At 47.0% G+C, this 22935-nt stretch carries 26 protein-coding genes; 13 read left to right on the forward strand and 13 right to left on the reverse strand.

Annotated elements, in window-relative coordinates; translation table 11 throughout:
- Positions 1-21: 21 nt before the first annotated feature.
- On the reverse strand, positions 22-963 hold the full coding sequence (ispH, locus tag ICN10_RS02890) for a 4-hydroxy-3-methylbut-2-enyl diphosphate reductase (RefSeq protein WP_216212384.1): 942 nt from the start codon (positions 961-963) through the stop codon (positions 22-24).
- 3 nt (positions 964-966) lie between these two features.
- Complete coding sequence (locus tag ICN10_RS02895; RefSeq protein ID WP_216212386.1) at positions 967-1413, reverse strand: peptidylprolyl isomerase; 447 nt, start codon at positions 1411-1413, stop codon at positions 967-969.
- 3 nt (positions 1414-1416) lie between these two features.
- On the opposite strand from ICN10_RS02895, the gene radC reads away from it, so the two are divergent.
- The 3 genes from radC (at position 1417) to rpmG (ending at position 2696) form a co-directional block, all read left to right on the forward strand.
- Positions 1417-2136, forward strand: a complete 720-nt coding sequence (gene radC, locus ICN10_RS02900; protein ID WP_216212388.1) for a DNA repair protein RadC — start codon at positions 1417-1419, stop codon at positions 2134-2136.
- A 147-nt stretch (positions 2137-2283) separates the two neighbouring features.
- Complete coding sequence (rpmB, locus tag ICN10_RS02905; RefSeq protein WP_011903570.1) at positions 2284-2517, forward strand: 50S ribosomal protein L28; 234 nt, start codon at positions 2284-2286, stop codon at positions 2515-2517.
- Between the two features lie 11 nt (positions 2518-2528).
- The gene (gene rpmG, locus ICN10_RS02910; protein ID WP_015421876.1) at positions 2529-2696 is read left to right on the forward strand and encodes a 50S ribosomal protein L33; all 168 of its coding nucleotides are present in this window, start codon (positions 2529-2531) and stop codon (positions 2694-2696) included.
- 64 nt (positions 2697-2760) lie between these two features.
- On the opposite strand, the gene ICN10_RS02915 is transcribed toward rpmG, so the two are convergent.
- From ICN10_RS02915 to purN, 3 genes are read right to left on the reverse strand one after another with little or no spacing between them, the layout of a single operon-like run.
- Entirely contained in the window at positions 2761-3954 is a 1194-nt protein-coding gene (locus ICN10_RS02915) for an acyl-CoA desaturase (RefSeq protein WP_216212391.1), read from the reverse strand.
- Positions 3955-3982: 28 nt separating this feature from the next.
- Positions 3983-5542 carry an RsmB/NOP family class I SAM-dependent RNA methyltransferase gene (locus ICN10_RS02920; protein ID WP_216212394.1) on the reverse strand — a complete coding sequence of 520 codons (1560 nt, stop codon included), beginning with the start codon at positions 5540-5542 and terminating at the stop codon, positions 3983-3985.
- Positions 5539-6168 (reverse strand): phosphoribosylglycinamide formyltransferase, encoded by a 630-nt coding sequence (purN, locus tag ICN10_RS02925; protein ID WP_216212397.1) that lies wholly within the window; start codon positions 6166-6168, stop codon positions 5539-5541. Before purN ends, ICN10_RS02920 begins: the two co-directional genes overlap by 4 nt.
- A 39-nt stretch (positions 6169-6207) precedes the next feature.
- Between purN and ICN10_RS02930 the strand changes: the two genes are divergently transcribed.
- Genes ICN10_RS02930 through dut form a run of 5 tightly spaced genes read left to right on the forward strand, consistent with a single transcriptional unit; the run spans position 6208 to position 12227 of the window.
- A complete protein-coding gene (locus tag ICN10_RS02930; protein WP_216212400.1) occupies positions 6208-7158 on the forward strand; it encodes a bifunctional riboflavin kinase/FAD synthetase in 951 nt (316 codons plus the stop codon).
- Positions 7133-10012: an isoleucine--tRNA ligase gene (gene ileS, locus ICN10_RS02935; RefSeq protein WP_370626214.1), complete on the forward strand. Its 2880-nt coding sequence runs from the start codon at positions 7133-7135 to the stop codon at positions 10010-10012. The genes ICN10_RS02930 and ileS overlap by 26 nt, the downstream gene beginning before the upstream one ends.
- An 11-nt stretch (positions 10013-10023) precedes the next feature.
- Positions 10024-10515, forward strand: coding sequence for a signal peptidase II (gene lspA / locus ICN10_RS02940; RefSeq protein WP_068320828.1), 492 nt, complete (start codon positions 10024-10026; stop codon positions 10513-10515).
- A gap of 9 nt (positions 10516-10524) precedes the next feature.
- Complete coding sequence (gene coaBC, locus ICN10_RS02945; RefSeq protein WP_216212406.1) at positions 10525-11736, forward strand: bifunctional phosphopantothenoylcysteine decarboxylase/phosphopantothenate--cysteine ligase CoaBC; 1212 nt, start codon at positions 10525-10527, stop codon at positions 11734-11736.
- 41 nt (positions 11737-11777) lie between these two features.
- Positions 11778-12227 carry a dUTP diphosphatase gene (dut, locus tag ICN10_RS02950; RefSeq protein WP_216212409.1) on the forward strand — a complete coding sequence of 150 codons (450 nt, stop codon included), beginning with the start codon at positions 11778-11780 and terminating at the stop codon, positions 12225-12227.
- 79 nt (positions 12228-12306) lie between these two features.
- On the opposite strand, the gene ICN10_RS02955 is transcribed toward dut, so the two are convergent.
- From ICN10_RS02955 to clpS, 3 genes are read right to left on the reverse strand one after another with little or no spacing between them, the layout of a single operon-like run.
- Entirely contained in the window at positions 12307-12540 is a 234-nt protein-coding gene (locus tag ICN10_RS02955; protein WP_068320954.1) for a hypothetical protein, read from the reverse strand.
- Between the two features lie 43 nt (positions 12541-12583).
- On the reverse strand, positions 12584-14890 hold the full coding sequence (gene clpA / locus ICN10_RS02960) for an ATP-dependent Clp protease ATP-binding subunit ClpA (protein WP_216212412.1): 2307 nt from the start codon (positions 14888-14890) through the stop codon (positions 12584-12586).
- Positions 14887-15243 (reverse strand): ATP-dependent Clp protease adapter ClpS, encoded by a 357-nt coding sequence (clpS, locus tag ICN10_RS02965; RefSeq protein ID WP_068320835.1) that lies wholly within the window; start codon positions 15241-15243, stop codon positions 14887-14889. Before clpS ends, clpA begins: the two co-directional genes overlap by 4 nt.
- Before the next feature lie 276 nt (positions 15244-15519).
- Here clpS and ICN10_RS02970 point away from each other — a divergent pair, with 276 nt between their 5' ends.
- Both ICN10_RS02970 and ICN10_RS02975 read left to right on the forward strand, forming a co-directional pair.
- Positions 15520-15723, forward strand: a complete 204-nt coding sequence (locus ICN10_RS02970; protein WP_011903586.1) for a cold-shock protein — start codon at positions 15520-15522, stop codon at positions 15721-15723.
- 84 nt (positions 15724-15807) lie between these two features.
- On the forward strand, positions 15808-16260 hold the full coding sequence (locus ICN10_RS02975) for a DUF192 domain-containing protein (RefSeq protein ID WP_216212414.1): 453 nt from the start codon (positions 15808-15810) through the stop codon (positions 16258-16260).
- Between the two features lie 64 nt (positions 16261-16324).
- Here ICN10_RS02975 and ICN10_RS02980 read toward each other — a convergent pair whose 3' ends face one another.
- Genes ICN10_RS02980 through argF form a run of 3 tightly spaced genes read right to left on the reverse strand, consistent with a single transcriptional unit; the run spans position 16325 to position 18920 of the window.
- The gene (locus ICN10_RS02980) at positions 16325-16630 is read right to left on the reverse strand and encodes a pyrimidine/purine nucleoside phosphorylase (RefSeq protein ID WP_216212417.1); all 306 of its coding nucleotides are present in this window, start codon (positions 16628-16630) and stop codon (positions 16325-16327) included.
- 54 nt (positions 16631-16684) lie between these two features.
- Positions 16685-17917, reverse strand: a complete 1233-nt coding sequence (locus ICN10_RS02985) for an argininosuccinate synthase (protein WP_068320838.1) — start codon at positions 17915-17917, stop codon at positions 16685-16687.
- A 55-nt stretch (positions 17918-17972) separates the two neighbouring features.
- Positions 17973-18920, reverse strand: coding sequence for an ornithine carbamoyltransferase (gene argF, locus ICN10_RS02990; RefSeq protein ID WP_216215126.1), 948 nt, complete (start codon positions 18918-18920; stop codon positions 17973-17975).
- A gap of 152 nt (positions 18921-19072) precedes the next feature.
- Here argF and ICN10_RS02995 point away from each other — a divergent pair, with 152 nt between their 5' ends.
- A complete protein-coding gene (locus tag ICN10_RS02995) occupies positions 19073-19387 on the forward strand; it encodes a DUF3579 domain-containing protein (protein ID WP_068320842.1) in 315 nt (104 codons plus the stop codon).
- A gap of 73 nt (positions 19388-19460) precedes the next feature.
- Here ICN10_RS02995 and rpsT read toward each other — a convergent pair whose 3' ends face one another.
- Entirely contained in the window at positions 19461-19727 is a 267-nt protein-coding gene (gene rpsT, locus ICN10_RS03000) for a 30S ribosomal protein S20 (protein WP_068320845.1), read from the reverse strand.
- A gap of 151 nt (positions 19728-19878) precedes the next feature.
- Between rpsT and murJ the strand changes: the two genes are divergently transcribed.
- Both murJ and ICN10_RS03010 read left to right on the forward strand, forming a co-directional pair.
- Positions 19879-21432 carry a murein biosynthesis integral membrane protein MurJ gene (gene murJ / locus ICN10_RS03005; RefSeq protein WP_216212421.1) on the forward strand — a complete coding sequence of 518 codons (1554 nt, stop codon included), beginning with the start codon at positions 19879-19881 and terminating at the stop codon, positions 21430-21432.
- A 5-nt stretch (positions 21433-21437) separates the two neighbouring features.
- Entirely contained in the window at positions 21438-22280 is an 843-nt protein-coding gene (locus ICN10_RS03010; protein WP_068320847.1) for a SirB1 family protein, read from the forward strand.
- An 8-nt stretch (positions 22281-22288) separates the two neighbouring features.
- On the opposite strand, the gene ICN10_RS03015 is transcribed toward ICN10_RS03010, so the two are convergent.
- Positions 22289-22933 carry a DedA family protein gene (locus ICN10_RS03015; RefSeq protein WP_216212425.1) on the reverse strand — a complete coding sequence of 215 codons (645 nt, stop codon included), beginning with the start codon at positions 22931-22933 and terminating at the stop codon, positions 22289-22291.
- Positions 22934-22935 lie beyond the last annotated feature (2 nt).

Here is a 22935-nt window from a genome sequence, read left to right on the forward strand (position 1 = left end):
CCTCTGTTATGAATAGATACTTCAATCAACTAAATTTTTTGGTAAAGAAAAGGTGACGTCTTCAACCACACCATCAAGCGCTCGAACGTGTCTTGGACCAAATTCCTGAATGCGACCAACGATAGACTGGGCCAAACTCTCTGGAGCAGAAGCCCCTGCAGTCAAGCCAACTCGCTTTTTGCCAGCAAACCATTCCGGCTTTAATTGCTCTGGTGCATCGACCATGTAAGCAGGTACACCAAGCTTTTCAGCAAGTTCGCGCAAGCGATTAGAGTTAGAGCTCGTAGCACTTCCCACCACAATAACCACCTCAACTTGAGGGGCCATAAATTTCACAGCATCTTGACGATTCTGAGTGGCATAACAAATATCTTGTTTGCGAGGCTGAACAATATTGGGAAACTTTTGGGTTAACGCTTCAACAATTTCTTTCGTCTCATCTACTGAGAGTGTTGTTTGCGTAACAAATGCAATCTTCTCTTCGGCTGAGAACGGCAAAGCACTTACATCGCCGAGCTTCTCAATTAAGAACACACCCTCTTTAACCTGGCCCATAGTCCCCTCAACTTCAGGGTGGCCGGCATGACCAATCATCAATACTGTGAAACCCTCTTTGCACATTTTGACGACCTCAAGATGAACCTTGGTAACCAAAGGACATGTAGCGTCATACACCTGCAAACCTCTTGCTTCGGCGTCTTTACGCACTTCTTGAGAAACCCCGTGAGCACTAAATACAACAATGCCACCCTTAGGGACTTCATGCAATTCATCCACAAACACCGCACCCTTATCGCGCAGCTCATTCACCACATATGCGTTATGCACAATTTCATGGCGCACATAAATCGGCGCACCAAAGCGATTCAACGCTTCATTCACGATATTGATTGCACGATCAACACCCGCACAAAAACCACGCGGTTGCGCCATCAAAATTTCTGCGTTATTGGAATCACTCATTATTTACAGAATCGCCACAATCTCTGCTTCAAAAGTTACTGGCCTACCTGCAAGAGGATGATTGAAATCAAACCATGCGCCCTCTTCATTAATCGATTGCAAAACACCTGCATACTGAGCGCCGCCTGGAGCGTTGAACTCAATCACATCTCCAGGATTAAATTCCACATCGTCATCTCTGCCTTCTTTCAAAGCTTTAAGAGATACCCATTGCACTAAATCTTCTTTACGCTCACCAAAACTTTCTTCGGGTGCAAGCAGTGCACTTTTTTTCTCGCCAACACCTAAACCCAGCAAGACCTTTTCAAAGCAAGGAGCAAATTGTCCAGACCCCATCAAAACCGTCGCAGGACGATCGACAAAAGTATTGATGTAATCCTCCCCGCTCGGCAAGGTGAGCCGATAGTTGAGAGTCAAATAGGAATTAGGCAAAACGGTAAGCTTAGTCATAAGGTGATTGTATCTAGGCCAGCGCTAGCTGTGCATTCTCCAATTACCGATTGGCCCAAAAATGAGCAACCTAGAGAGAAGCTGCGCATAAACGGAGCTGCCGCACTTTCCGACGCAGAATTGCTGGCTATTTTTCTCAGAGTGGGGGTCAAAGGGAAAAGCGCTGTGGCTCTAGCCAAGGATCTACTGCATCACTTTGGAAGCCTCCCACGACTGCTAGCCTGCAGCCCCCAAGAATTAACCCAGATTCACGGCATGGGCCTATCTAAGTGGGCGCAAATTCAAGCAGCTTATGAGTTGGTGAAGCGAAGCTTGGAGGACGGCCTTACCCAGGATCCCATCTTTTCATCACCGAACCATGTCAGGGAGTTCTTGCAGGCCAAAATTGGCCGCCTTCCCCATGAGGTCTTCCTTTGCCTTTACCTAGACTCCAGGCTTCACTTAATTGAATGTGAGGAGCTTTTTAGGGGCTCCATCACACAGACGGCTATTTACCCCCGGGAGATCCTCAAAGAGGCTCTGGCGAAAAATGCCAGTGCTCTCATCGTCGCGCATAACCATCCCAGTGGCAATCCACTTCCCAGCGATGCTGACCAAGAGCTGACAAAGGTGCTCCTAAATGCACTCCAATTGGTAGATATTCAACTGCTGGACCACTGCATTGTGAGTGGCAGCGGTTTTTTCTCTTTTTCTGATGCAGGCCTTATGAAAAATGGTAATTAATGATAGTAATCACTAACTTATAGGGTGATTTTAGGGGTGGAATCCCCTTTTCAAACCCAATCCCCCAAACTAAACACAATTAGGGCTAGCCCAAAATAGGCTGGGACTGATACAATCTTCTTTTTTCGCAATTAATGGAGTTATGTCATGGCAAAAGTTTGCCAAGTCACTGGGAAGAAGCCGATGGTTGGCAACAATGTATCCCATGCAAACAATAAAACGAAGCGTCGCTTTTTGCCGAATTTGCAAAACCGTCGTTTCTGGGTTGAATCTGAAAACCGTTGGATTAGCTTGCGCTTAACCAATGCTGGTTTGCGCGTTATCGACAAGAACGGCATCGATGCTGTGTTGTCTGATCTCCGTGCACGTGGCGAAATTTAAGGAGCGCACAAATGGCTAAAGGCGGCAGAGAAAAAATCAAGTTAGAGTCATCAGCAGGTACTGGTCACTTCTACACAACTTCAAAAAACAAGCGTACAAAGCCTGAGAAAATGGAGATCATGAAGTTTGATCCAACCATTCGCAAGCACGTTGCTTACAAAGAAACAAAGCTGAAGTAATCACTTCTTTCAGCAAATAAAAAACCCGCTACATCAGCGGGTTTTTTATTGTCTAGAAATTTACTTAAGCGTAACGACGCAATCTCAAAGAGAATTCACGCAAGCTAGTTAAACCACTCTCTTCTGCATGCTGACACCAAGTATGCAACTGCGATAGCAATTGTTCTTTGGTGGCTGAAGAGCGACTCCAGATGGCTTGTAAATCACGACGCATTTCAATCATCTTTCGCAGCTGAGCATTGCTTGCCATCAACTCTTCAAGCTTTAACTTCTCTTGTTCAGTCAAGCGTGACTCGTCCTTAGCCAACCAAGTGCGAGCATCGCCCAGATGCGCTGCTAAGACCTGCATGTGCTGCACTTCATTACTAAAAAAGCTACGCAATGTCTTGCTATAGCGGGCCATGATTTCATAGCGATTTGCAATGATGGCTTCTAATGTATTTTGATCTGCAGGACGTAAGTCGCTCAGCACTGGTTTAGGAGGTGTTTTTTTCACAGTCGCTAAACCAACAGCGCTCATGATCTGGATGTACATCCAACCAATATCAAACTCGTACCATTTATTCGATAGCTTCGCACTTGTTGCAAACGTGTGATGATTGTTATGCAGCTCTTCACCGCCAATCAAAATTCCCCAAGGCACAATATTTCTGGAAGCATCTTCGCAATCAAAATTGCGATATCCCCAAAAGTGGCCAATACCGTTAATCACGCCAGCGGCTGTAATTGGGATCCATAACATTTGCACTGCCCAAACTGTTAGGCCAATCGCACCAAATAAAAACACATCAATGATGAGCATCATGGCAACGCCCTGCCAAGAGAACTTGGAGTAAATGTTGTGCTCAACCCAATCATCGGGAGTGCCATGGCCAAACTTATCGAGAGTCTCTTGATTGGCAGCTTCTTTTTTGTAAAGCTCAGCACCGCGAGAAAGCACGGTATTAATTCCCAAAACTTGCGGGCTATGCGGGTCATCTACAGTCTCACACTTAGCGTGATGCTTGCGGTGAATGGCGGCCCACTCCTTGGTCACCATGCCTGTAGTTAACCAAAGCCAAAAACGGAAGAAATGGGAAACGATTGGATGTAGGTCTAAAGCACGATGCGCTTGGCAACGGTGCAAGAAAATGGTGACTGCGGCAATTGTGATGTGGGTGGCGACCAGGGTAAAAACGGTAATCTGCCACCAAGACCAATCTAAATATCCATTGGCAAGCCAGTGGAGAAACAAATCAAAACCTGAAGCTGTATTCAAAAGGGATTCCCTAAAGAGATCTAAACCTCTATTTTAGTTCTTTAGGGGCCTTCTTGTTTTTGACCTTGGTCTCTTTTTGATCGTCTTTTTCAGATTCAAGGGCTGGGGTGGCTGCCTTCTTTTGGAAAACTGCTCCAAAGAAACCATCCGTTCCATGAATATGAGGCCATAACTGCCACCATGGATTATCAGGACTGCATCCTAATGGTAATTTTTCCTTTGGAAACAATGGCTTAAGAACTTCGGCGGCTGGAACAACCTCAAATTGGGGGTGTTTTGCCAGAAAATCCTCGGCAATTGCCTGGTTCTCTTGAGGCAATAGGCTGCAGGTCGCATAAACCAGGCGGCCATCTGGTTTTAATAGCCGCGCAGCCGAGTGCAGGATGTTCATTTGCTTCTGGTTTAACTCCAATACTCCCTCTGGAGTCTGGCGCCACTTCAAGTCAGGATTGCGTCGCAAAGTACCCATGCCACTACAAGGGGCATCTACCAGCACACGATCAATCTTGCCGGCAAGGCGTTTGATCTTGGCATCGTTCTCACTATCAATCCACACAGGATGAACGTTAGAAAGGCCGCTACGGGCTTGTCTTGGCTTCAAATTAGCCAAACGACGCTCTGATGTATCCAAAGCATATAGACGCCCCGTGGAGCGCATGATGGCTCCAATCGCTAGAGTCTTGCCGCCAGCACCAGCGCAAAAGTCCACGACCATTTCACCGCGCTTTGGCGCAAGCAAATAAGCTAAGAGCTGACTACCTTCATCTTGCACTTCAAACATGCCCGCTTTAAAGCCTGGCGTATTTTGTAATGCTGGTTTACCCATAATGCGCACACCATCAGGCGCATATGGAGTTGGGATTGCTTGATAGCGTCCACCTAATGCATTCATCTGCGCGAGCAATTCTTCGCGGTTGGTTTTCATGGTGTTCGCACGCAAATCTAATAATGCTGGATGCATTAAAGATTTAGCCAACTCTTCACGAGATTCTTCACCAGGATATTTTCCAAATGCATCCCACAACCACTCAGGCAAATTATTGCGAACGAGAGGATTTAAAGCGGCAGGATCAACTGTTGCAAAACGTTGCAACCATTCATACTCACCCGCTTTTAAGACATGGGCTAAGTCGGCGATAGCACTCTCAGCACGGTTGGCAGAACCCAAACCACCTTCAGACAAAGCAGACAGCAAACCCAATAGGGCTAAGCGTCTAGCTTGAGAGCCCTCACCGCTAGAAGCAAATTGTGAGAACTCGTTTTTACGACGCAAGATCGCAAATGCACTCTCTGCAATCAAAGCGCGATCACGATTTCCAAGTTGCTTCTCTTCTCTGAAGTAACGACTGACCACTCGGTCTGCTGGCTGCTCAAAGCTGAGCAACTCTGGTAGCAAGCGCTCGAGATGAATTGCATGCTGTGGCAATGCTTTTGCATTGGAGAAATTCTTTTGACCTTCAGGCGCAATGAGATTACCGCTGGCATTGCGACGCTCAGGTCGACGCAATGGATCTTTCGATTTCGCTGCGTAACTTTTGTGGGGGGCTAATCTGCTGCCAGATTTGCGGGGTGGACGTTCTGCACTCATAATTTAAAAAATTGCGACTCCGGGGGTTGTAACTTCACTTGATTACCTTCTATTCGCAATCGTCCATCGAGGAACCATTTTACGGCCCGCGGGTAAATTTGATGCTCAGCCGTCAAAACACGGGCCGCCAGGGTATCCGCATCATCCCCTTCCAACACTGGAACTGAGGCCTGACAAATAATTGGGCCCTCATCCACACCCTCATTCACAAAATGGACTGTAGCGCCATGCTCTTTGACTCCAGCCTCTAAAGCCCGCTCATGGGTATGTAAACCAGGGAAGGCGGGCAATAGCGCTGGGTGGATATTGATTAAACGACCCTCGAAATGACGAATAAATCCAGGGGTCAAAATTCTCATAAATCCAGCAAGAACCACCAAATCAGCCCCTAAAGCGTCTATCTGCTGAATTAAGGCAGCGTCAAAGGACTCTCGGTTGGGGTGCTCTTTATGCTCAATTGCAAAAGCCGGAATACCCTGCGAGCGAGCAAAATCAAGGCCCTTAGCCGCTGAGTGATTCGCTATCACCCCAGCAAATGTGACTGGCCATTGCTCTTTTTGAGCTGTTTTGTATATGGCCTCGAAATTAGATCCGCGGCCTGAGATTAAGGTGACGATAGAAGGCATGCCCACAATATAATTGATGGCTACCCTGAAAGCGATTTTGTGAACGTATTCCGTGGCCCCACCCAGTTTTCTGCAGGACCAGCTTGTGCCCTAACCATCGGTAATTTCGATGGCGTGCACAGGGGTCATCGCGCCCTGCTCAAGGAACTTGTCGATGGCGCCAAGAATCGAGGCTTGGTCAGCTGTGTCATGACCTTTGAGCCACACCCAAAAGAATTCTTCTCCCCAGAACAAGCACCACCCCGCATTCTGAATTTGCGCGATAAATTAGCTGCGCTTGCCGATCTAGGAATTGACCGTGTTGTTGTGGAGCATTTCAACTCCGCTTTTGCAAAACTCACCCCAGAAGAATTTGTTTCAGAAATTATCGTCAAGCGATTAAACGCTAAATGGATTTTGATTGGCGATGATTTTTGCTACGGTGCTAAACGCGCAGGTAACTTTGCTAGCTTAAAAGCTGCTGGCGAAAAATATGGTTTTGAGGTGTCAAGTATTCAAACGATCCAAGAAGGCGGCGAACGCATTTCAAGCTCTGCACTGCGCACAGCACTTGCAAGTGGAGACATGCAGTTTGCTGAAAAATTATTGGGTCGTCCTTACGGAATTTCTGGGCACGTTATTCATGGTCAACAGCTCGGTCGTCAATTGGGTTTTCCGACCTTGAACTTGGCGGTTGCCAATCACTTGCATCATCGCAAACCAGCGACTACCGGAATCTTCACCGCACAAGTTTTAGGACTGAGTGATAAACCTCTACCAGCAGTGGCTAGCCTGGGCGTCAGACCCACCGTGGAAGATGAAGGCAGAGTATTGCTAGAGACCCATATCTTTGATTACAACGCGGATGTATACGGAAAAATTATCACCGTAGAACTCTTAGAAAAAATCCGTGATGAGGCGAAGTACCCAGACCTCGAAACCCTTACACAAGCGATTGCATCTGATGCAGCGCATGCCAGAAATTATTTCCAGAAAAAAGCTTATGTCTGAAAAAGAAAACTCTTATCCCGTTAATTTGCTAGATACCTCCTTTCCGATGCGAGGTGATTTAGCCAAACGCGAACCACAGTGGGTTGCTGGCTGGCAAAAAAATAAGCTCTACGAAAAGATTCGTGCAGCACATGCTAACCAACCAAAGTTCATCTTGCATGATGGCCCTCCATATGCAAACGGCGATATTCATATTGGGCATGCAGTCAATAAGATTTTGAAAGACATGATTGTGAAGTCCCGCTGGCTCATGGGTTTTGATTCTGTATATGTGCCAGGCTGGGATTGTCATGGCATGCCAATTGAAATTCAGATTGAAAAAGAATTTGGTAAAAATTTACCAACTGCTGAGGTTCAATCTAAGGCACGCGCCTACGCGCATGTCCAGGTTGAGAAACAAAAGAAAGATTTTGAGCGCTTAGGCGTTCTGGGAGATTGGAATAACCCCTATCTCACCATGAACTTTCGTAACGAAGCTGATGAAATCCGTGCTCTGGGCAAGATCTGGGAAAAAGGCTATGTCTTCCGCGGCTTAAAGCCGGTGAACTGGTGTTTTGATTGTGGCTCTGCACTTGCAGAAGCTGAAGTGGAGTATCAAGATAAAACTGATCCAACCGTAGATGTTGGTTTTGCATTTGATGATGCTCAGCGTCCACAGCTAGCAAAAGTATTTGGACTTTCTGAGTTGCCCAATAAGCCAGGTCAAATTGTGATCTGGACAACAACGCCTTGGACTATTCCTGCTAACCAAGCGATGAACGTTCATCCAGAGCTTACTTATGCACTGGTAGATGTTGGCGATAAATTATTAATCCTCGCAAAAGATCGCGTTGAAACTTGCTTGCAGGACTATGGTCTTGAAGGCAAAGTGATTGCCACTTGCCAAGGTGCACAGTTGGCAAATATTTCTTTCTGGCATCCATTGGCGCCATTACACGAGGGCTATAAACGCCTCTCACCAATTTATCCGGCTGAATATGTCACGCTCGATACAGGTACGGGCATTGTTCACTCAGCACCTGCTTATGGTGAGGAAGACTTTAAATCCTGCAAAGCCAACAAACTTGCTGACAAGGACATTCTCAATCCAGTCATGGGCAATGGTGTGTACGCATCTTGGTTACCACTCTTCGCCAATGAGTACATCTGGAAAGCAAACCCCAAGATTGTTGAAGCAATGCGTGAAGCGGGCAGCCTCTTACGCGATAAAACCTATACACACTCATACATGCATTGCTGGCGCCATAAGTCGCCGATAATTTACCGCGCTACCTCACAATGGTTTGCGAGCATGGATAAGAAACCATCTGATGGCAAAGCTAGCTTGCGTGAGACTGCGCTAGCCGGCATTGAGAACACTGAGTTCTTCCCTGCCTGGGGTAAGCAGCGCTTAAACAGCATGATTGCAAACCGTCCTGACTGGACTTTGTCACGTCAGCGCCAATGGGGTGTGCCTATGGCTTTCTTTGTTCATAAAGAAAGTGGTGAGCCACACCCACGCACCGTTGAACTCCTTGAAGAAATTGCCAAGCGCGTAGAAAAAGAAGGTATTGAAGCCTGGCAAAAATTAGAAGTTGCCGAACTGCTGGGCGAAGAAGCTGCCCAATACGAAAAGAACAAAGATACTTTAGACGTTTGGTTTGACTCCGGCACAACGCACTGGCACGTGATTCGTGGATCACATCGCGATGAGTTGTTAACCGCCGAAGCAGAGACGCCAAACGGTCGCTTGGCTGATTTATACCTTGAGGGCTCGGACCAACATCGCGGCTGGTTCCACTCTTCCTTGCTAACAGGCGCCATGCTCGATGGCAAGCCGCCATACAAAGCACTCTTGACTCACGGCTTCACCGTGGATGGTCAAGGACGCAAGATGAGTAAGTCGGTGGGTAATGTGATTGCCCCTCAACAAGTAGCAGACAAGCTTGGCGCAGAAATTATTCGCCTCTGGGTTGCCTCTACCGACTACTCAGGCGAAATGACGATCTCGGACGAGATTCTCAAGCGTGTGACGGAGAGTTATCGCCGTATTCGCAATACATTGCGCTTCTTGTTGGCCAACCTGTCAGATTTTGATCCTAGCAAGCACTCTATGCCTGCAGACCAGTGGCTTGAGATTGATCGCTATGCTGTTGCGCTTGCCAATGCATTACAGAATGATGTGGAAGCGCACTACAAGGCTTATGAATTCCAACCTGCAGTCGCACGCATGTTGACTTTCTGCTCTGAAGATTTAGGCGGCTTCTACCTCGATATTCTGAAGGATCGCCTCTACACCAGCGCACCTGACTCCCCTGATCGCCGTGCAGCGCAGAACGCTCTATTCCACATCACCCGCAATCTCTTGAAGTGGCTATCTCCATTCCTCTCCTTCACTGCAGAAGAAGCCTGGAAAGACTTCCCACATGGCTCAGGAAGTAAGCCTGCTGAATCCATCTTTATGGAAGAGTTTGGCCAGTTCCCAGAAATTGCTCATGCCGATGAATTACTCGCCAAATGGAGTCGCATTCGTGAAATTCGCTCTGAAGTTACCAAGGCAATTGAAGTCGAGCGTGAGGCCGGCAATGTGGGCTCATCCTTGCAAGCCGAACTGACAATCAAAGTGGGTGATATCGACTTTGCGATTTTGCATTCGCTTGAAGATGACTTACGCTTTGTCACCATCACCTCTAGTGCCAATATTGAGTTGAGCAACGCAGGCTTAGAAGTATTGGTACGTGGCAGCCAATATAAAAAGTGTGGTCGCTGCTGGCATCACACCCAAGATGTAGGTAGCAATACTGATCACCCAGAGTTATGTGGTCGCTGTATCAGCAACTTATTTGGCGACGGCGACCACCGCCTGTTTGCCTAAGATACCTTTATATGAAAAGTCTCACTCTGCTTCGTTACCTCGCAATTGCGATCATCGTGCTCTTGCTAGATCAACTTAGCAAGTGGTCAGCGCTGAGTAATTTGCAAATGGGTGTGCCTGTGCCGGTATTACCTTTTATGAACTGGTTGCTCCTCTTTAATCCAGGCGCAGCATTTTCATTTTTAGCAGAAGGTTCTGGTTGGCAGCGCTGGTTCTTTACTATCCTTGGTCTAGGAGCGTCGATTTATATTATTTGGCTGCTGTATAAAAGCCAAAGCGACAAACTACTCTGCATAGCTCTGAGCCTCATCTTGGGTGGAGCCCTGGGCAATGTCCTGGATCGAGTCATGTATGGTGCTGTAGTCGACTTTATCGACCTGTATTACGCCAATTGGCATTGGCCGGCATTCAATATTGCCGATAGCGCCATCTGCATTGGCGCCGCCCTCATCATTTGGGGCGAATTACGCAAGTCATTTGGCAAATCTGCCCAATCCCATTAAGCTGGCGCCATGCAATCACTTTTAAATAAGAAGATCGTTCTCGGAATCTCTGGCGGCATTGCAGCCTATAAAGCTCCAGAACTTGCGCGCCAGTTAATGCAAGAAGGCGCTTCGGTACAAGTAGTTATGACTGAAGCCGCTCAGCAATTTGTAACACCAGTAACCATGCAAGCCCTCACGGGCAACCCGGTTTACTTAAGCCAATGGGATAGCAGCATTCCAAACAATATGGCGCACATCGAGCTATCTCGCTCAGCAGATGCGATTTTGATTGCGCCCGCAAGTGCCGATCTGATGGCCAAACTTTCATTGGGCTTAGCTGACGACTTGTTGACTACTCTTTGCCTAGCAAGAGATTGCCCTCTTCTGCTGACTCCAGCAATGAATAAACAAATGTGGGAGCACGCGGCTACCCAGAGAAGTGCGCAAAGACTGGCAGCAGATGGCGTTACCCTACTAGGGCCTGCGAGCGGCTTTCAGGCGTGCGGCGAAGTAGGCATGGGCAGAATGCTCGAACCTGCTGAAATTACCGAGCAAGTGATTGCCTTCTTCCAGAAAAAATCCTTAGCTGGCAAAAAAGTACTGATTACTGCTGGCCCTACTTTTGAAGCAATCGATCCAGTGCGAGGTATTACCAACCACAGCTCAGGCAAGATGGGTTTTGCAATCGCAAGGGCCGCTGTTGAAGCCGGCGCTCAAGTCCACCTCATTGCTGGCCCCTGCGATCTTGATACACCACTTTTGGCAACAGGCCAAATTACTCGCACTAACGTAGTTAGCGCTAAAGAAATGCATGCAGCCACACTAAGTTCAGCTGACAGCGATGTTTTTTTTGCGGTTGCTGCTGTTGCTGACTGGGGAATCGCGAAGCCAGCGAAAGAGAAATTAAAGCGCCAAGGCAATCAAGCGCCAAATCTGGATTTTGTCGCCAACCCAGATATCTTGTTAGATATTGCCAAGTCCGTGAAGACCAAGGGTGGCAAGCCTTACCCTTATTGCGTTGGTTTTGCGGCTGAATCTAATGACCTAGAGAAGCATGCCGATGAAAAGCGTAAGCGCAAAGGCATTCCAATGATTGTCGGTAACATCGGCCCAGATACTTTTGGTAGCGACCTCAATCAATTAATTGTTATTGACGCTAGCGGCAGCAAGAAAATTGCCAAAGCAGAAAAACTGCAATTAGCACGCCAACTGATTCAATTAGTTGCCAAGAAAATTTAAGTAGCACCTCTTTATTTACATTCCCCGTTTTAGGAAATTCCATGCAATCTCTCCAAGTCAAAATTCTCGATGAACGTATGCGCGACCAATTGCCAACCTATGGCACGCCTGGCAGCGCTGGACTCGATCTGCGTGCCTGTATTGATGAGGCGATCGAAATTGCCCCAGGTCAAACTGTTCTTGTGCCAACTGGCTTGGCTATTTATGTTGAAGACCCTCGCTATGCAGCTTTTATTCTCCCGCGCTCAGGCTTAGGTCATAAACATGGCATCGTGCTGGGCAACCTGGTAGGCCTAATCGATTCTGACTACCAGGGTCAACTGATGGTGAGCACCTGGAATCGCGGATCTACCCCATTCAAACTGGAGCCGATGGAGCGCTTAGCTCAATTGGTGGTGATGCCAGTGCAACAGGTGGAACTTAAAGTAGTGGAAGAGTTCACCGAAAGTAGTCGTGGTGCAGGTGGTTTTGGCAGTACAGGCAGAGCTTAAGTCATACTAATTTTTCACGCCTGCATCATTGAAACAAAAAAGCCACCCGTAGGTGGCTTTTCTTTTGAGCACAAATTGCTTATTTACGAATATGCGCTTTACGAGCAGCATCTTGTGACATGCCAGCACCAGCGCCTTCACGAGACTCTTTTTCAGCAGTAATTTCTTTGCGGCGCTCTTTGCATGAACCAGCAATCTCTTGCAACGCTTTACGAGCACGAGCAGCAGAAGCTTTAATGCCTTTGCCTTGAAACTTTTCATTTTCAGCTTTGTAGGTTTCAAAAGCTTCGAGTAATTTATCGTGATGAGACATATTTTCCTTTTTTGGTTTGTATTTATTTAAATAAATGGGTTCATTAAATCTCTTCAGCTGGTGCCACATCAGCCTTAGTACGCTTTCCTGGCAATACCGGTGCATCAAAGTTCAAGAGCACTTTGCCATCCGCATCAATATCAACATCCACATGACCGCCTTGGGCTAGCTTACCAAATAAAAGCTCGTCAGCCAGCGCTTTGCGCACAGTGTCCTGAATGATGCGCTGCATTGGACGAGCACCCATTAAAGGATCAAAGCCATGCTTAGCAAGGTGTGCACGCAAGGCAGCGCTAAAAGTAGCATCCACTTTCTTCTCATGTAATTGCTCTTCAAGCTGCATCAAGAACTTATCAACCACGCGCATGATGATGGACTCATCGAGCGCCTTGAAGGAGACGATGGCATCCAAACGATTACGGAACTCTGGCGTAAAGAACTTCTTGATATCGGCCATCTCATCACCAGACTCGCGGGCATTGGTAAAGCCGATGGTAGATTTCTGCATCGCTTCTGCACCAGCATTGGTAGTCATGATGATGATCACGTTACGGAAGTCAGTCTTGCGACCATTGTTATCCGTCAGGGTTCCATGATCCATTACCTGCAAGAGAATATTGAAGATATCTGGATGCGCCTTCTCAATCTCATCAAGCAAGAGTACGCAATGTGGTTTCTTGTTGACAGCCTCAGTTAGTAAGCCGCCTTGATCGAAGCCAACATAACCTGGAGGCGCGCCAATTAAACGACTAACTGCATGGCGCTCCATGTACTCAGACATATCAAAACGCAACAACTCAATACCAAGGATGTAAGCGAGTTGTTTAGCCACCTCAGTCTTACCAACACCAGTTGGGCCGGAGAACAAGAAAGAACCGATCGGACGGTCAATCTTGCCAAGACCGGCGCGCGTCATCTTAATGGCACTAGCCAAGGCCTCAATTGCAGGATCTTGACCAAACACTACGCTCTTAATATCGCGATCCAAAGTCTGCAACTTGCTGCGATCATCGACGGTGACAGACTGTGGCGGTATACGCGCAATCTTGGCCACGATCTCTTCGATCTCTGGACGACCAATGGTTTTCTTCTGCTTAGACTTAGGCAGGATGCGTTGTGCAGCACCAGCCTCATCGATCACGTCAATCGCCTTATCAGGCAGGTGACGGTCATTAATGTAGCGAGCTGAGAGTTCTGCAGCTGCAACCAAAGCGCCAGCAGCATACTTCACGCTGTGATGCTCTTCGAAACGGGACTTCAAGCCACGCAGAATTTGTACTGTTTGATCCACTGTTGGCTCTACTACATCAACCTTTTGGAAACGACGAGATAGGGCGGCATCTTTTTCAAAAATGCCGCGGTACTCTGTAAAGGTTGTTGCGCCGATACATTTGAGCTGACCATTGGACAACGCAGGCTTTAATAAATTACTAGCATCAAGAGTTCCGCCTGATGCTGCACCAGCGCCAATCAATGTGTGAATCTCATCGATAAATAAAACACCATGGGCATGATCTTTAAGGGACTTGAGAACACTCTTCAAGCGCTGCTCAAAATCACCGCGATATTTAGTGCCCGCCAAGAGCGCACCCATATCTAATGAGTAAACCGTAGCATTGGCCAAAATATCAGGAACATCGCCTTTAACAATTCTCCAGGCTAAGCCCTCAGCAATCGCTGTTTTACCTACGCCAGCCTCACCAACCAACAATGGGTTGTTCTTACGACGGCGACACAAGACTTGAATAACACGCTCAACCTCGCTCTCGCGCCCAATCAATGGGTCAATCTTGCCTTGACGGGCCATCACATTAAGGTTCTGCGTGTACTGCTCAAGAGGACTCTCTTTACCAGAAGAACCAGCTTCCTCAGTCTCTTGAGTAGGCTCAGCAGGCTTCACATTCTCAGACTGATCTTTGCGAACGCCATGACTGATGAAGTTCACCACATCTAGTCGTGTAACGCCTTGCTGTTGCAAGAAATAGACTGCGTGTGAATCTTTTTCGCCAAAGATAGCAACTAAAACATTTGCGCCCGTCACTTCTTTCTTGCCATTCGATGTAGATTGCACATGCATGATGGCGCGCTGAATAACACGCTGAAAACCTAATGTCGGTTGTGTATCGACTTCGTCGTTACCCGGCACTACCGGCGTGTTGTCATTAATAAAATTTTTGAGCTGCGCGCGCAGCTCTGCAATATTGACTGCGCAGGCTTTTAAAACCTCGACAGCAGTAGCGTTATCAAGCAAGGCCGCAAGCAAATGCTCGACCGTAATGAACTCATGTCGCGATGCCCTTGCGTCAACAAACGCCATGTGCAAACTTACTTCTAATTCTTGGGCAATCATGCTTCCTCCATAGTGCACTGTAGTGGATGACCCGCTTCACGGGAGAGTTCTATAACTTGATGCACTTTTGTGGCAGCAACATCGCGAGTAAAAATTCCGCAAACGCCCTTACCTACCAAATGCACTTGCAACATGATGCGTGTAGCTGTTTCATGATCTTTATTAAAATACTCCTGAATCACCATCACCACAAATTCCATTGGTGTGTAATCGTCATTCAATAGTAAAACTTTATACATCGAAGGCGCCTTAACTTGCTCGACCTGCTTTTCGAGAAGAATGGTGTCTTCAATATATGGATTACCGGGGTTGCCAGTAGTGGGATTTTTTGGTGCGCGACTCATGAGAAACATTCTAAACACAGATATCGAAACTTTAATTTCATAGGGTCTTGTTGCGAAAACCACGCAAAAACCCCTCTTAAACCCATATTGGGGCATTTTTCGATAAAAAAAGGGGTATTTACTAGGGGGTAGGGGCATATAACTCCTTGACACCCCTCCAAAAAGGGCAAACAATCAGGGGGTAGGCTTCAAGAGAGGTTCTATTTAGGCGTGTTGTGGATTGAGACTGATTAAAAAGTATTTACCCTCATCACGGTTGTTTTAAGTTTATGTAATGGAGTTCGCATGGCGACCGGAATTGTTAAGTGGTTCAATGATGCAAAAGGTTTTGGCTTTATCAAACCTGATGATGGTGAAGAAGAGTTGTTCGCGCATTTCAGCGCAATTACTATGCCTGGGTTCAAAACCCTTAAGGAAAACCAAAAGGTAACGTTTGACATTACCCAAGGTCCTAAAGGCAAGCAAGCTACCAATATCCAAGCGGCTTAATAGTCCTTAGATCATTATTAAAAACCCAGGATTCGTTCCTGGGTTTTTTTTCGTCTGCAATTTGCCTCACTTAAAATGCACAACATGCTTATTTCAAAAAACAATTTCATCAAACTATTCGCACCCCTCTTTCTCTTTGGCTCCAGCCTTTCGCTAGCCCAAGTCAATACTGGCCTGCCCACCATTGAACTCAAAGCGGGCATCTACCGTATTCAGGCTGAGCTAGCGGATACACCCAAAGCAAGAGAGGTTGGCCTCATGAACCGCACTAGCATGCCAACCAATTCTGGAATGTTGTTTGTATTCGAGCAAAAGGCAGGTCATTGTTTCTGGATGAACAACACCAAGATCCCACTATCGATTGCATTCATTGCAGATGATGGCAAGATTGTGAACATCGAAGAGATGCAGGCAGAAACAACCAATAACCACTGCCCTAAAGCAGCTGTGCGTTACGCATTAGAAATGAATAGACAGTGGTTCTCAGAAAGGGTGATCGTGCCTGGCACTGTAGTCACCGGTCTACCGAAGAGATAAGAAAAGTTAAAGGCAATAAAAAACGCAGACCTCGGTCTGCGTTTTGCTTTGTAGGAATGCCTATTTATTCAAAGTGGCAAACATAGTGCACAGGCTGCTCAGCACGAATAATGAAATAACCGCCCTTTTCCACTTCCCAGCTTTGACCTGCTTTGAATTCTTGCTCAGGAGCACCATTGATACTGACATAAGCAGTGCCATCAACCACTTCCATAACTTCTCTGGTGCTTAAGTCAAAGCGCAAAGTGCTTGGCAATACAACGCCAACTGACTTACGCACGCCATTTGGCAATGTCACGGTATGAGAAACACATTTGCCATCGAAAAATACATTGGCTTTTTTATCTACGGAAACTTGATCAAATTGCATGCTGACTCTTTCTATTCTGCTTGGTTCTAATCGTTTATTTGAAATTTCTTTTCGTTATTTCTTAGCGCGCTTACGCTTTGCTGTTTCAGCAATACGCATACGCAATGCGTTGAGCTTAATGAAGCCACCAGCATCTGCCTGGTTATAAGCGCCGCCATCATCATCAAAGGTCGCAATGTTCTGATCAAACAAAGTATTAGCTGAATCACGTGAAATCACTGATACAGAACCCTTGTAGAGCTTCAAACGGACAACGCCATTGACAGCTTGTTGAGTGTGATCAATCAATGTTTGCAAAGCTAAGCGCTCTGGCGCCCACCACAAGCCGTTGTAGATCAAGCTTGCATAGCGTGGCATCAAATCATCTTTCAAGTGGGCTACTTCGCGATCCAGAGTAATGCTTTCGATACCGCGGTGAGCCTTGAGCAGGATGGTGCCGCCAGGGGTTTCATAGCAACCACGGCTCTTCATGCCAACAAAACGGTTCTCTACCAAATCCAAACGACCGATGCCGTGCATACCACCAATACGGTTTAATTCAGCAAGCAACTCATGTGGCTTATAAGCTTTGCCATTAATTGCTACAGGATCACCCGCTTTAAATTCAATTTCGATAATTTCTGGAGCATCTGGAGCCTTCTCAGGAGATACAGTCCAACGCCACATAGACTCTTCAGCCTCAGCATTTGGGTTTTCCAAATGACGGCCTTCATAGCTAATGTGCAATAAGTTGGCATCCATGGAATAAGGTGAGCCGCCTTGCTTATGCTTCATCTCAACTGGAATGCCATGCTTTTCTGCGTAGGCCATCAATTTCTCACGCGAGAGGAGATCCCATTCGCGCCAAGGAGCAATGACTTTGATTCCTGGCTCTAATGCGTAGTAACCCAACTCAAAACGCACCTGGTCATTACCTTTACCAGTGGCGCCATGAGATACAGCGTCAGCGCCAGTTAAGCGAGCGATTTCAATTTGACGCTTAGCAATTAAAGGGCGGGCAATAGATGTGCCTAACAAGTATTCGCCTTCGTAAATCGTATTTGCACGGAACATCGGAAACACGAAGTCGCGTACGAACTCTTCACGCAGGTCATCGATAAAAATGTTTTCTGGTTTGATACCAAACTGCAAAGCCTTAGCGCGTGCCGGCTCGAGCTCTTCGCCTTGACCCAGGTCAGCGGTAAAGGTCACGATCTCACAGCCATAGGTATCTTGAAGCCACTTCAAGATCACGCTTGTATCAAGACCACCGGAATAGGCTAAGACTGCTTTTTTAATATCTGACATGTTTTCTTATTCAATCAAAAATAAATTAAAACGAATTACAAAAATTTTTACTCAATTAATCCAAACGACCACACAGCAAATACTCCATCAAGGCCTTTTGGACATGTAAACGATTTTCCGCCTCTTCCCAAACAATGCTTTGCGGACCATCGATCACTCCAGCAGAAACTTCTTCACCACGATGAGCTGGCAAGCAGTGCATAAATAAAGCATCTGGTTTTGCCAAAGCCATTAATTCTTCATCCACCATCCAGTCTTGGAAGGCATTCATACGGGATGTATTTTCATCTTCATAGCCCATACTGGTCCAAACATCGGTGGTCACCAAGTCAGCGCCTTTACAGGCATCTTTAGGATCGGCGCAAATCGTCAAATGCTTTGCCGCATTTGACGTCAAACGCGCTGGATCTAATTGATAACCTTCTGGTGCGGAGAATCGCAACTGAAAGTCTAAGCATTCAGCAGCTTGTAGCCAGGTGTACGCCATATTGTTTGCATCACCTACCCAAGCCACGGTCTTGCCTTGAATTGGGCCACGCGCCTCAACATAAGTGAAGATGTCAGCCAAAACTTGGCAAGGATGGAATTCATTGGTCAGACCATTGATTACTGGAACGCGCGAATTCGACGCAAAGCGCTCAATAATTTCCTGACCAAAGGTACGGATCATGATGATGTCAGTCATCCTTGAAATGACCTGCGCAGCGTCCTCTACAGGCTCACCACGGCCTAACTGAGTATCGCGGGTGTTTAGGTATACGGCATGGCCACCAAGCTGGTGAATGCCTGCCTCAAACGACAGACGCGTACGAGTGGAATGCTTCTCAAAAATCATCGCCAAAGTTCGGTCATGCAGTGGATGCCAAGTTTCATAACTCTTGAACTTAGCCTTTAGCCATGCAGAACGCTTGAGCAAATAGTCATATTCCTCGCGGGCGAGGTCAGAAAACTGCAGGTAGTGCTTTACCTGACCGGGCACTTGCGGCTTTGCCAAGGATGTCATAGTTGAGCTTTCTACTAAAGTTTTGGCTTGCATTTTTTTCTTCAAACATTCGGCTGCACGAAAATGGACCCTAAAGTCATCTTACGGCCATCTCAGGCTGTTAAGCTAGAGGGCTTAGTAATACTATTTTCTTCAACCATCATTACGCGAACTTGAACCACAAAAAGCTTTTCATTCAAGGCATTACCACTTCTGGCAAACCATTTCGGCCCAGCGATTGGGCGGAGCGTCTGTGCGGGGTGATGGCTACTTTTCGCCCACCCGGTGACTCCGGGGACCCTCGCTTCACTTATTCGCCCTACGTCAGACCCGTACTGATTGCAAAAGTGAAATGCGTTGTTATTGATACCAGACTAGGGGACCTAGATCCCAGAGCGCTAGACTTTGTCATGAACTTTGCCAAAGACAACAGCCTACCAATCGAAGAGGCATGTGAGTTCAACCCAGCAGCCCCAACCCAGCCTTAAAAACAAAAACCCGCTCTGATGAGGAGCGGGCTTAGGTCGAAACTACTTCGACCAGCCTAAAACTAAAACTGTATTACGCTGCCATCGCCTTGATAGCTGCGGACAAACGTGACTTCTGACGAGCAGCAGTATTTTTGTGAGCAATCTTTTTGTCAGCAATCTTGTCGATTGTTGCTTGAGTCGCTGCGAATACTTTTGCAGCAGCTGCTTTATCACCAGTTTCAATCGCTTTACGAACTGCCTTGATGGAAGTGCGGAGCTTTGAACGCAAACTGGAGTTGTGTTCGTTTTGTTTTACTGCTTGGCGTGCACGCTTGCGCGCTTGTGCTGTATTGGCCATCTTTAAACCTTGCCTCTATAAATTGCAAAATGCGATTAGTTAAAAATCTTGCGGACTTGCCAGATTCATAAGCAAGCTCGCCAAAACCCAAGATTTTACCTTAAAGGGGCAAAAAAGCCCAGCCGACCGATAAATAGGTGAAAATCGGCTCATGAATCTGCTTTCTGCCGCCGCCAAGGTCAGCTCCCTGACCATGCTGTCCCGTATTACGGGCCTGCTCCGGGAGACTCTGATTGCCCGTAGTTTCGGGGCTTCGGAGTGGACAGATGCCTTTAATGTGGCTTTTAGGCTACCTAATTTGCTGCGCCGGTTATTTGCCGAAGGGGCCTTTTCCCAGGCTTTTGTGCCGATTTTGGGGGAAATCTCCAGCAATGGGGACCAAAAACAGGCCCAAATCCTCGTAAATGCGGTCGCCACCCTCTTATTTTGGGCTTTGCTGCTCACGGTATTCGTGGGCGTCATTGGCGCCCCAGTGCTCATTTTGGCCATTGCTACCGGATTTAAGGGTGGTCCGGCTTATGAGGCCAGCGTGGTCATGACTCGGATCATGTTTCCCTACATTGGCCTTATTTCCCTAGTTTCACTATCAGCAGGGATTCTCAATACATTCCAGCGTTTTGCAATTCCTGCCTTTACCCCAGTTTTACTGAATTTAGCCCTGATCGGTAGCGCCCTATTTTTGGCACCCCACTTAGAGCAACCCATTTATGCCCTAAGTATTGGTGTTTTACTGGGCGGTGTTTTGCAATTGGCTATTCAGGTGCCAGCGCTCTCTCGTCTCGGCCTTTTGCCTCGCATTGGTTTATTGCCAGGAGCAATTAAAGCAGCCGCCTCCAATCCCGATGCAAGACGCGTACTCAAGTTGATGGGGCCCGCAGTATTTGCTGTATCGGTTGCGCAAATCTCTCTCATCATCAACACCAATATCGCTTCACGCTTGCAGGCTGGCAGCGTGTCATGGCTATCGTATGCGGACCGCTTAATGGAGTTTCCAACCGCACTACTAGGTGTTGCCCTTGGCACCGTTCTTTTGCCAAGCCTCAGCAAAGCGAATGCGAAAAAAGATTTAGTTCACGCCGGTGAATTACTCATCTGGGGTTTACAACTGACATTCTTGCTGGCTGCACCATGTGCGCTGGCGCTCTTTATTTTTGGAGAGCCTCTTGCAGCCGTGCTGTATCACTATGGAAAATTCAATGCACTGGATGTGTTGATGACCCAACGTGCACTAGCGGCTTACGGTGTAGGCCTCATTGGATTAATTCTCGTAAAAATTCTAGCGCCGGGCTTTTACTCTCGCCAAGATATCCGCACCCCAGTAAAAATTGGTTTACTTGTTTTGGTGGCAACCCAACTGGCTAACCTAGTTTTTGTCCCCTGGCTTGGTCATGCTGGCCTTGCCCTCTCTGTAGGAGCGGGTGCCTGCCTGAACGCCGCCCTCCTTTGGGTCGGCCTGCATCGCCGCGGAGCATTGCCTAGCTCAGCCTGGATCAAATACTTAGGACAGCTACTGTTTGCCCTCATCCCCTTCGCGGCAGTACTTTTTTACGCCGCAAGCGCACATAATTGGATCGCCTTACAAGCTGAACCATGGTTGCGAGTTGGATTATTGGCCGCCTGGTTAGCTGTTGCCGCAATTGTTTACTTTGCATCCCTAGGCTTAGTTGGAATTCGCTGGCAAAAATTCTTGCGTCATGCAAAATAGCTCTTATGCCAACACAACAACTCGACTACTTCACCTCCTTAGTTGCTGAAGACGAACACTTCCCTCTAACTGAAGCTGCGATCGCTGTCGCACAACATGCCTATCCGGATTTAGACGTCCAGGGAGTGCTAGATAAGCTTGATCAGTTGGGTAATAAATTAAAGTCGCGCGTAACGCCAGATACATCACCGGTTCAGCGCCTGCAAATTCTGAAGCATTTCTTTTATACAGAGTTGGGCTTTGGTCCTAACCAGAATGATTTTTATGCCCCAGAAAATTCATACTTGCACTACGTTCTAGAGAATCGCCGAGGCATACCCATCTCATTAGCAATTTTGATGATTGAATTAGGCAATCAAATTGGTTTAAAAATTCGCGGGGTTTCTTTTCCCAATCACTTCATGATGCGCATCTCTTTGCAACAAGGCGAAGTGATCATGGACCCCTTAACTGGAGAATCACTCTCCAAGACGCAGCTACAAGAAATGCTCGACCCTTATTTGGATGCCAAAGGCTATCGAGGTGAGCTCAGTCTGCCACTCAATATCTTCCTTCGCGCCTCAAGCTCACGGGAAATCCTGTCGCGCTTCCTAAGAAACCTCAAAATGATTTATTCAGAGCATGAGCGCTGGGAACGTCTTTTGGGGATTCAGGAACGCTTAGTGATTCTGCTGCCTGACTCCATTGAAGAGGTCAGAGACCGTGGCCTGATCTTTGCGCAGCTTGAGTATTTACGTCCTGCTCTAGAAGACATGCATCGCTACCTCAGCGAAATGCCAGAAGCTGAAGATGCCGGCGATATTCGTGAGCATATTGCCACGCTCGAAAGCCAAACTAAATTACATTAAAAACTAATTTAGTTTTTCTTACGCTGAAAAATTTTATAGAGCGCTGCTAGCACTACTGGTATCGCTGCTGCACCAATACCAATCAAGACGATCACATTGAGGTTTTGACGGATCACTGGAATATTGCCAAAGAAATAGCCTGCAATAACTAAACTGAACACCCAGAGCAGAGCACCAGTGACATTGAATAGCTGAAAGCGTGAGAAGTTCATTTCTGAAACGCCAGCAACAAACGGTGCAAAAGTTCTAATGATGGGCAAGAAGCGCGCAACAATGATGGTCTTGCCGCCATGCTTTTCATAGAAGGCATGGGTTTTTAATAATGCGCCCTGATCAATCCAGCGCGACTTACTACTAAAGACTCTCTTACCGATCCAGCGGCCAATGAAATAGTTCACCGTGTTACCTGAGATAGCTGCAACCAATAAACCGATACATAAAGTCCAAATATTGAAATGCTCAGTAGCGCAATAAGCGCCTGCAATAAACAAGAGTGAGTCACCAGGCAAAAACGGCGCAACAACTAAACCCGTTTCCGCAAAAACAATTGCAAACAAGAGGCCGTAAGCCCAAGGGCCGTATTGCTGAATCACTACATCGAGATGTTTATCAATATGCAGTAATAAATCGCCTAATTGCAAAAGGGTATCCATTC

This window comes from Polynucleobacter sp. 86C-FISCH, assembly GCF_018882415.1.
Classification (GTDB): Bacteria; Pseudomonadota; Gammaproteobacteria; order Burkholderiales; family Burkholderiaceae; genus Polynucleobacter.

Excerpts from the sequence above, each read along its gene's own strand:
- ispH (WP_216212384.1), bottom strand. The coding sequence starts at position 963 with ATGAGTGATTCCAATAACGCAGAAATTTTGATGGCGCAACCGCGTGGT.
- ICN10_RS02895 (WP_216212386.1), bottom strand. The coding sequence starts at position 1,413 with ATGACTAAGCTTACCGTTTTGCCTAATTCCTATTTGACTCTCAACTAT.
- rpmB (WP_011903570.1), top strand. The coding sequence starts at position 2,284 with ATGGCAAAAGTTTGCCAAGTCACTGGGAAGAAGCCGATGGTTGGCAAC.
- rpmG (WP_015421876.1), top strand. The coding sequence starts at position 2,529 with ATGGCTAAAGGCGGCAGAGAAAAAATCAAGTTAGAGTCATCAGCAGGT.
- ICN10_RS02920 (WP_216212394.1), bottom strand. The coding sequence starts at position 5,542 with ATGAGTGCAGAACGTCCACCCCGCAAATCTGGCAGCAGATTAGCCCCC.
- purN (WP_216212397.1), bottom strand. The coding sequence starts at position 6,168 with ATGCCTTCTATCGTCACCTTAATCTCAGGCCGCGGATCTAATTTCGAG.
- lspA (WP_068320828.1), top strand. The coding sequence starts at position 10,024 with ATGAAAAGTCTCACTCTGCTTCGTTACCTCGCAATTGCGATCATCGTG.
- coaBC (WP_216212406.1), top strand. The coding sequence starts at position 10,525 with ATGCAATCACTTTTAAATAAGAAGATCGTTCTCGGAATCTCTGGCGGC.
- dut (WP_216212409.1), top strand. The coding sequence starts at position 11,778 with ATGCAATCTCTCCAAGTCAAAATTCTCGATGAACGTATGCGCGACCAA.
- ICN10_RS02955 (WP_068320954.1), bottom strand. The coding sequence starts at position 12,540 with ATGTCTCATCACGATAAATTACTCGAAGCTTTTGAAACCTACAAAGCT.
- clpA (WP_216212412.1), bottom strand. The coding sequence starts at position 14,890 with ATGATTGCCCAAGAATTAGAAGTAAGTTTGCACATGGCGTTTGTTGAC.
- clpS (WP_068320835.1), bottom strand. The coding sequence starts at position 15,243 with ATGTTTCTCATGAGTCGCGCACCAAAAAATCCCACTACTGGCAACCCC.
- ICN10_RS02970 (WP_011903586.1), top strand. The coding sequence starts at position 15,520 with ATGGCGACCGGAATTGTTAAGTGGTTCAATGATGCAAAAGGTTTTGGC.
- ICN10_RS02975 (WP_216212414.1), top strand. The coding sequence starts at position 15,808 with ATGCTTATTTCAAAAAACAATTTCATCAAACTATTCGCACCCCTCTTT.
- ICN10_RS02980 (WP_216212417.1), bottom strand. The coding sequence starts at position 16,630 with ATGCAATTTGATCAAGTTTCCGTAGATAAAAAAGCCAATGTATTTTTC.
- ICN10_RS02985 (WP_068320838.1), bottom strand. The coding sequence starts at position 17,917 with ATGTCAGATATTAAAAAAGCAGTCTTAGCCTATTCCGGTGGTCTTGAT.
- argF (WP_216215126.1), bottom strand. The coding sequence starts at position 18,920 with ATGACATCCTTGGCAAAGCCGCAAGTGCCCGGTCAGGTAAAGCACTAC.
- rpsT (WP_068320845.1), bottom strand. The coding sequence starts at position 19,727 with ATGGCCAATACAGCACAAGCGCGCAAGCGTGCACGCCAAGCAGTAAAA.
- murJ (WP_216212421.1), top strand. The coding sequence starts at position 19,879 with ATGAATCTGCTTTCTGCCGCCGCCAAGGTCAGCTCCCTGACCATGCTG.
- ICN10_RS03010 (WP_068320847.1), top strand. The coding sequence starts at position 21,438 with ATGCCAACACAACAACTCGACTACTTCACCTCCTTAGTTGCTGAAGAC.
- ICN10_RS03015 (WP_216212425.1), bottom strand. The coding sequence starts at position 22,933 with ATGGATACCCTTTTGCAATTAGGCGATTTATTACTGCATATTGATAAA.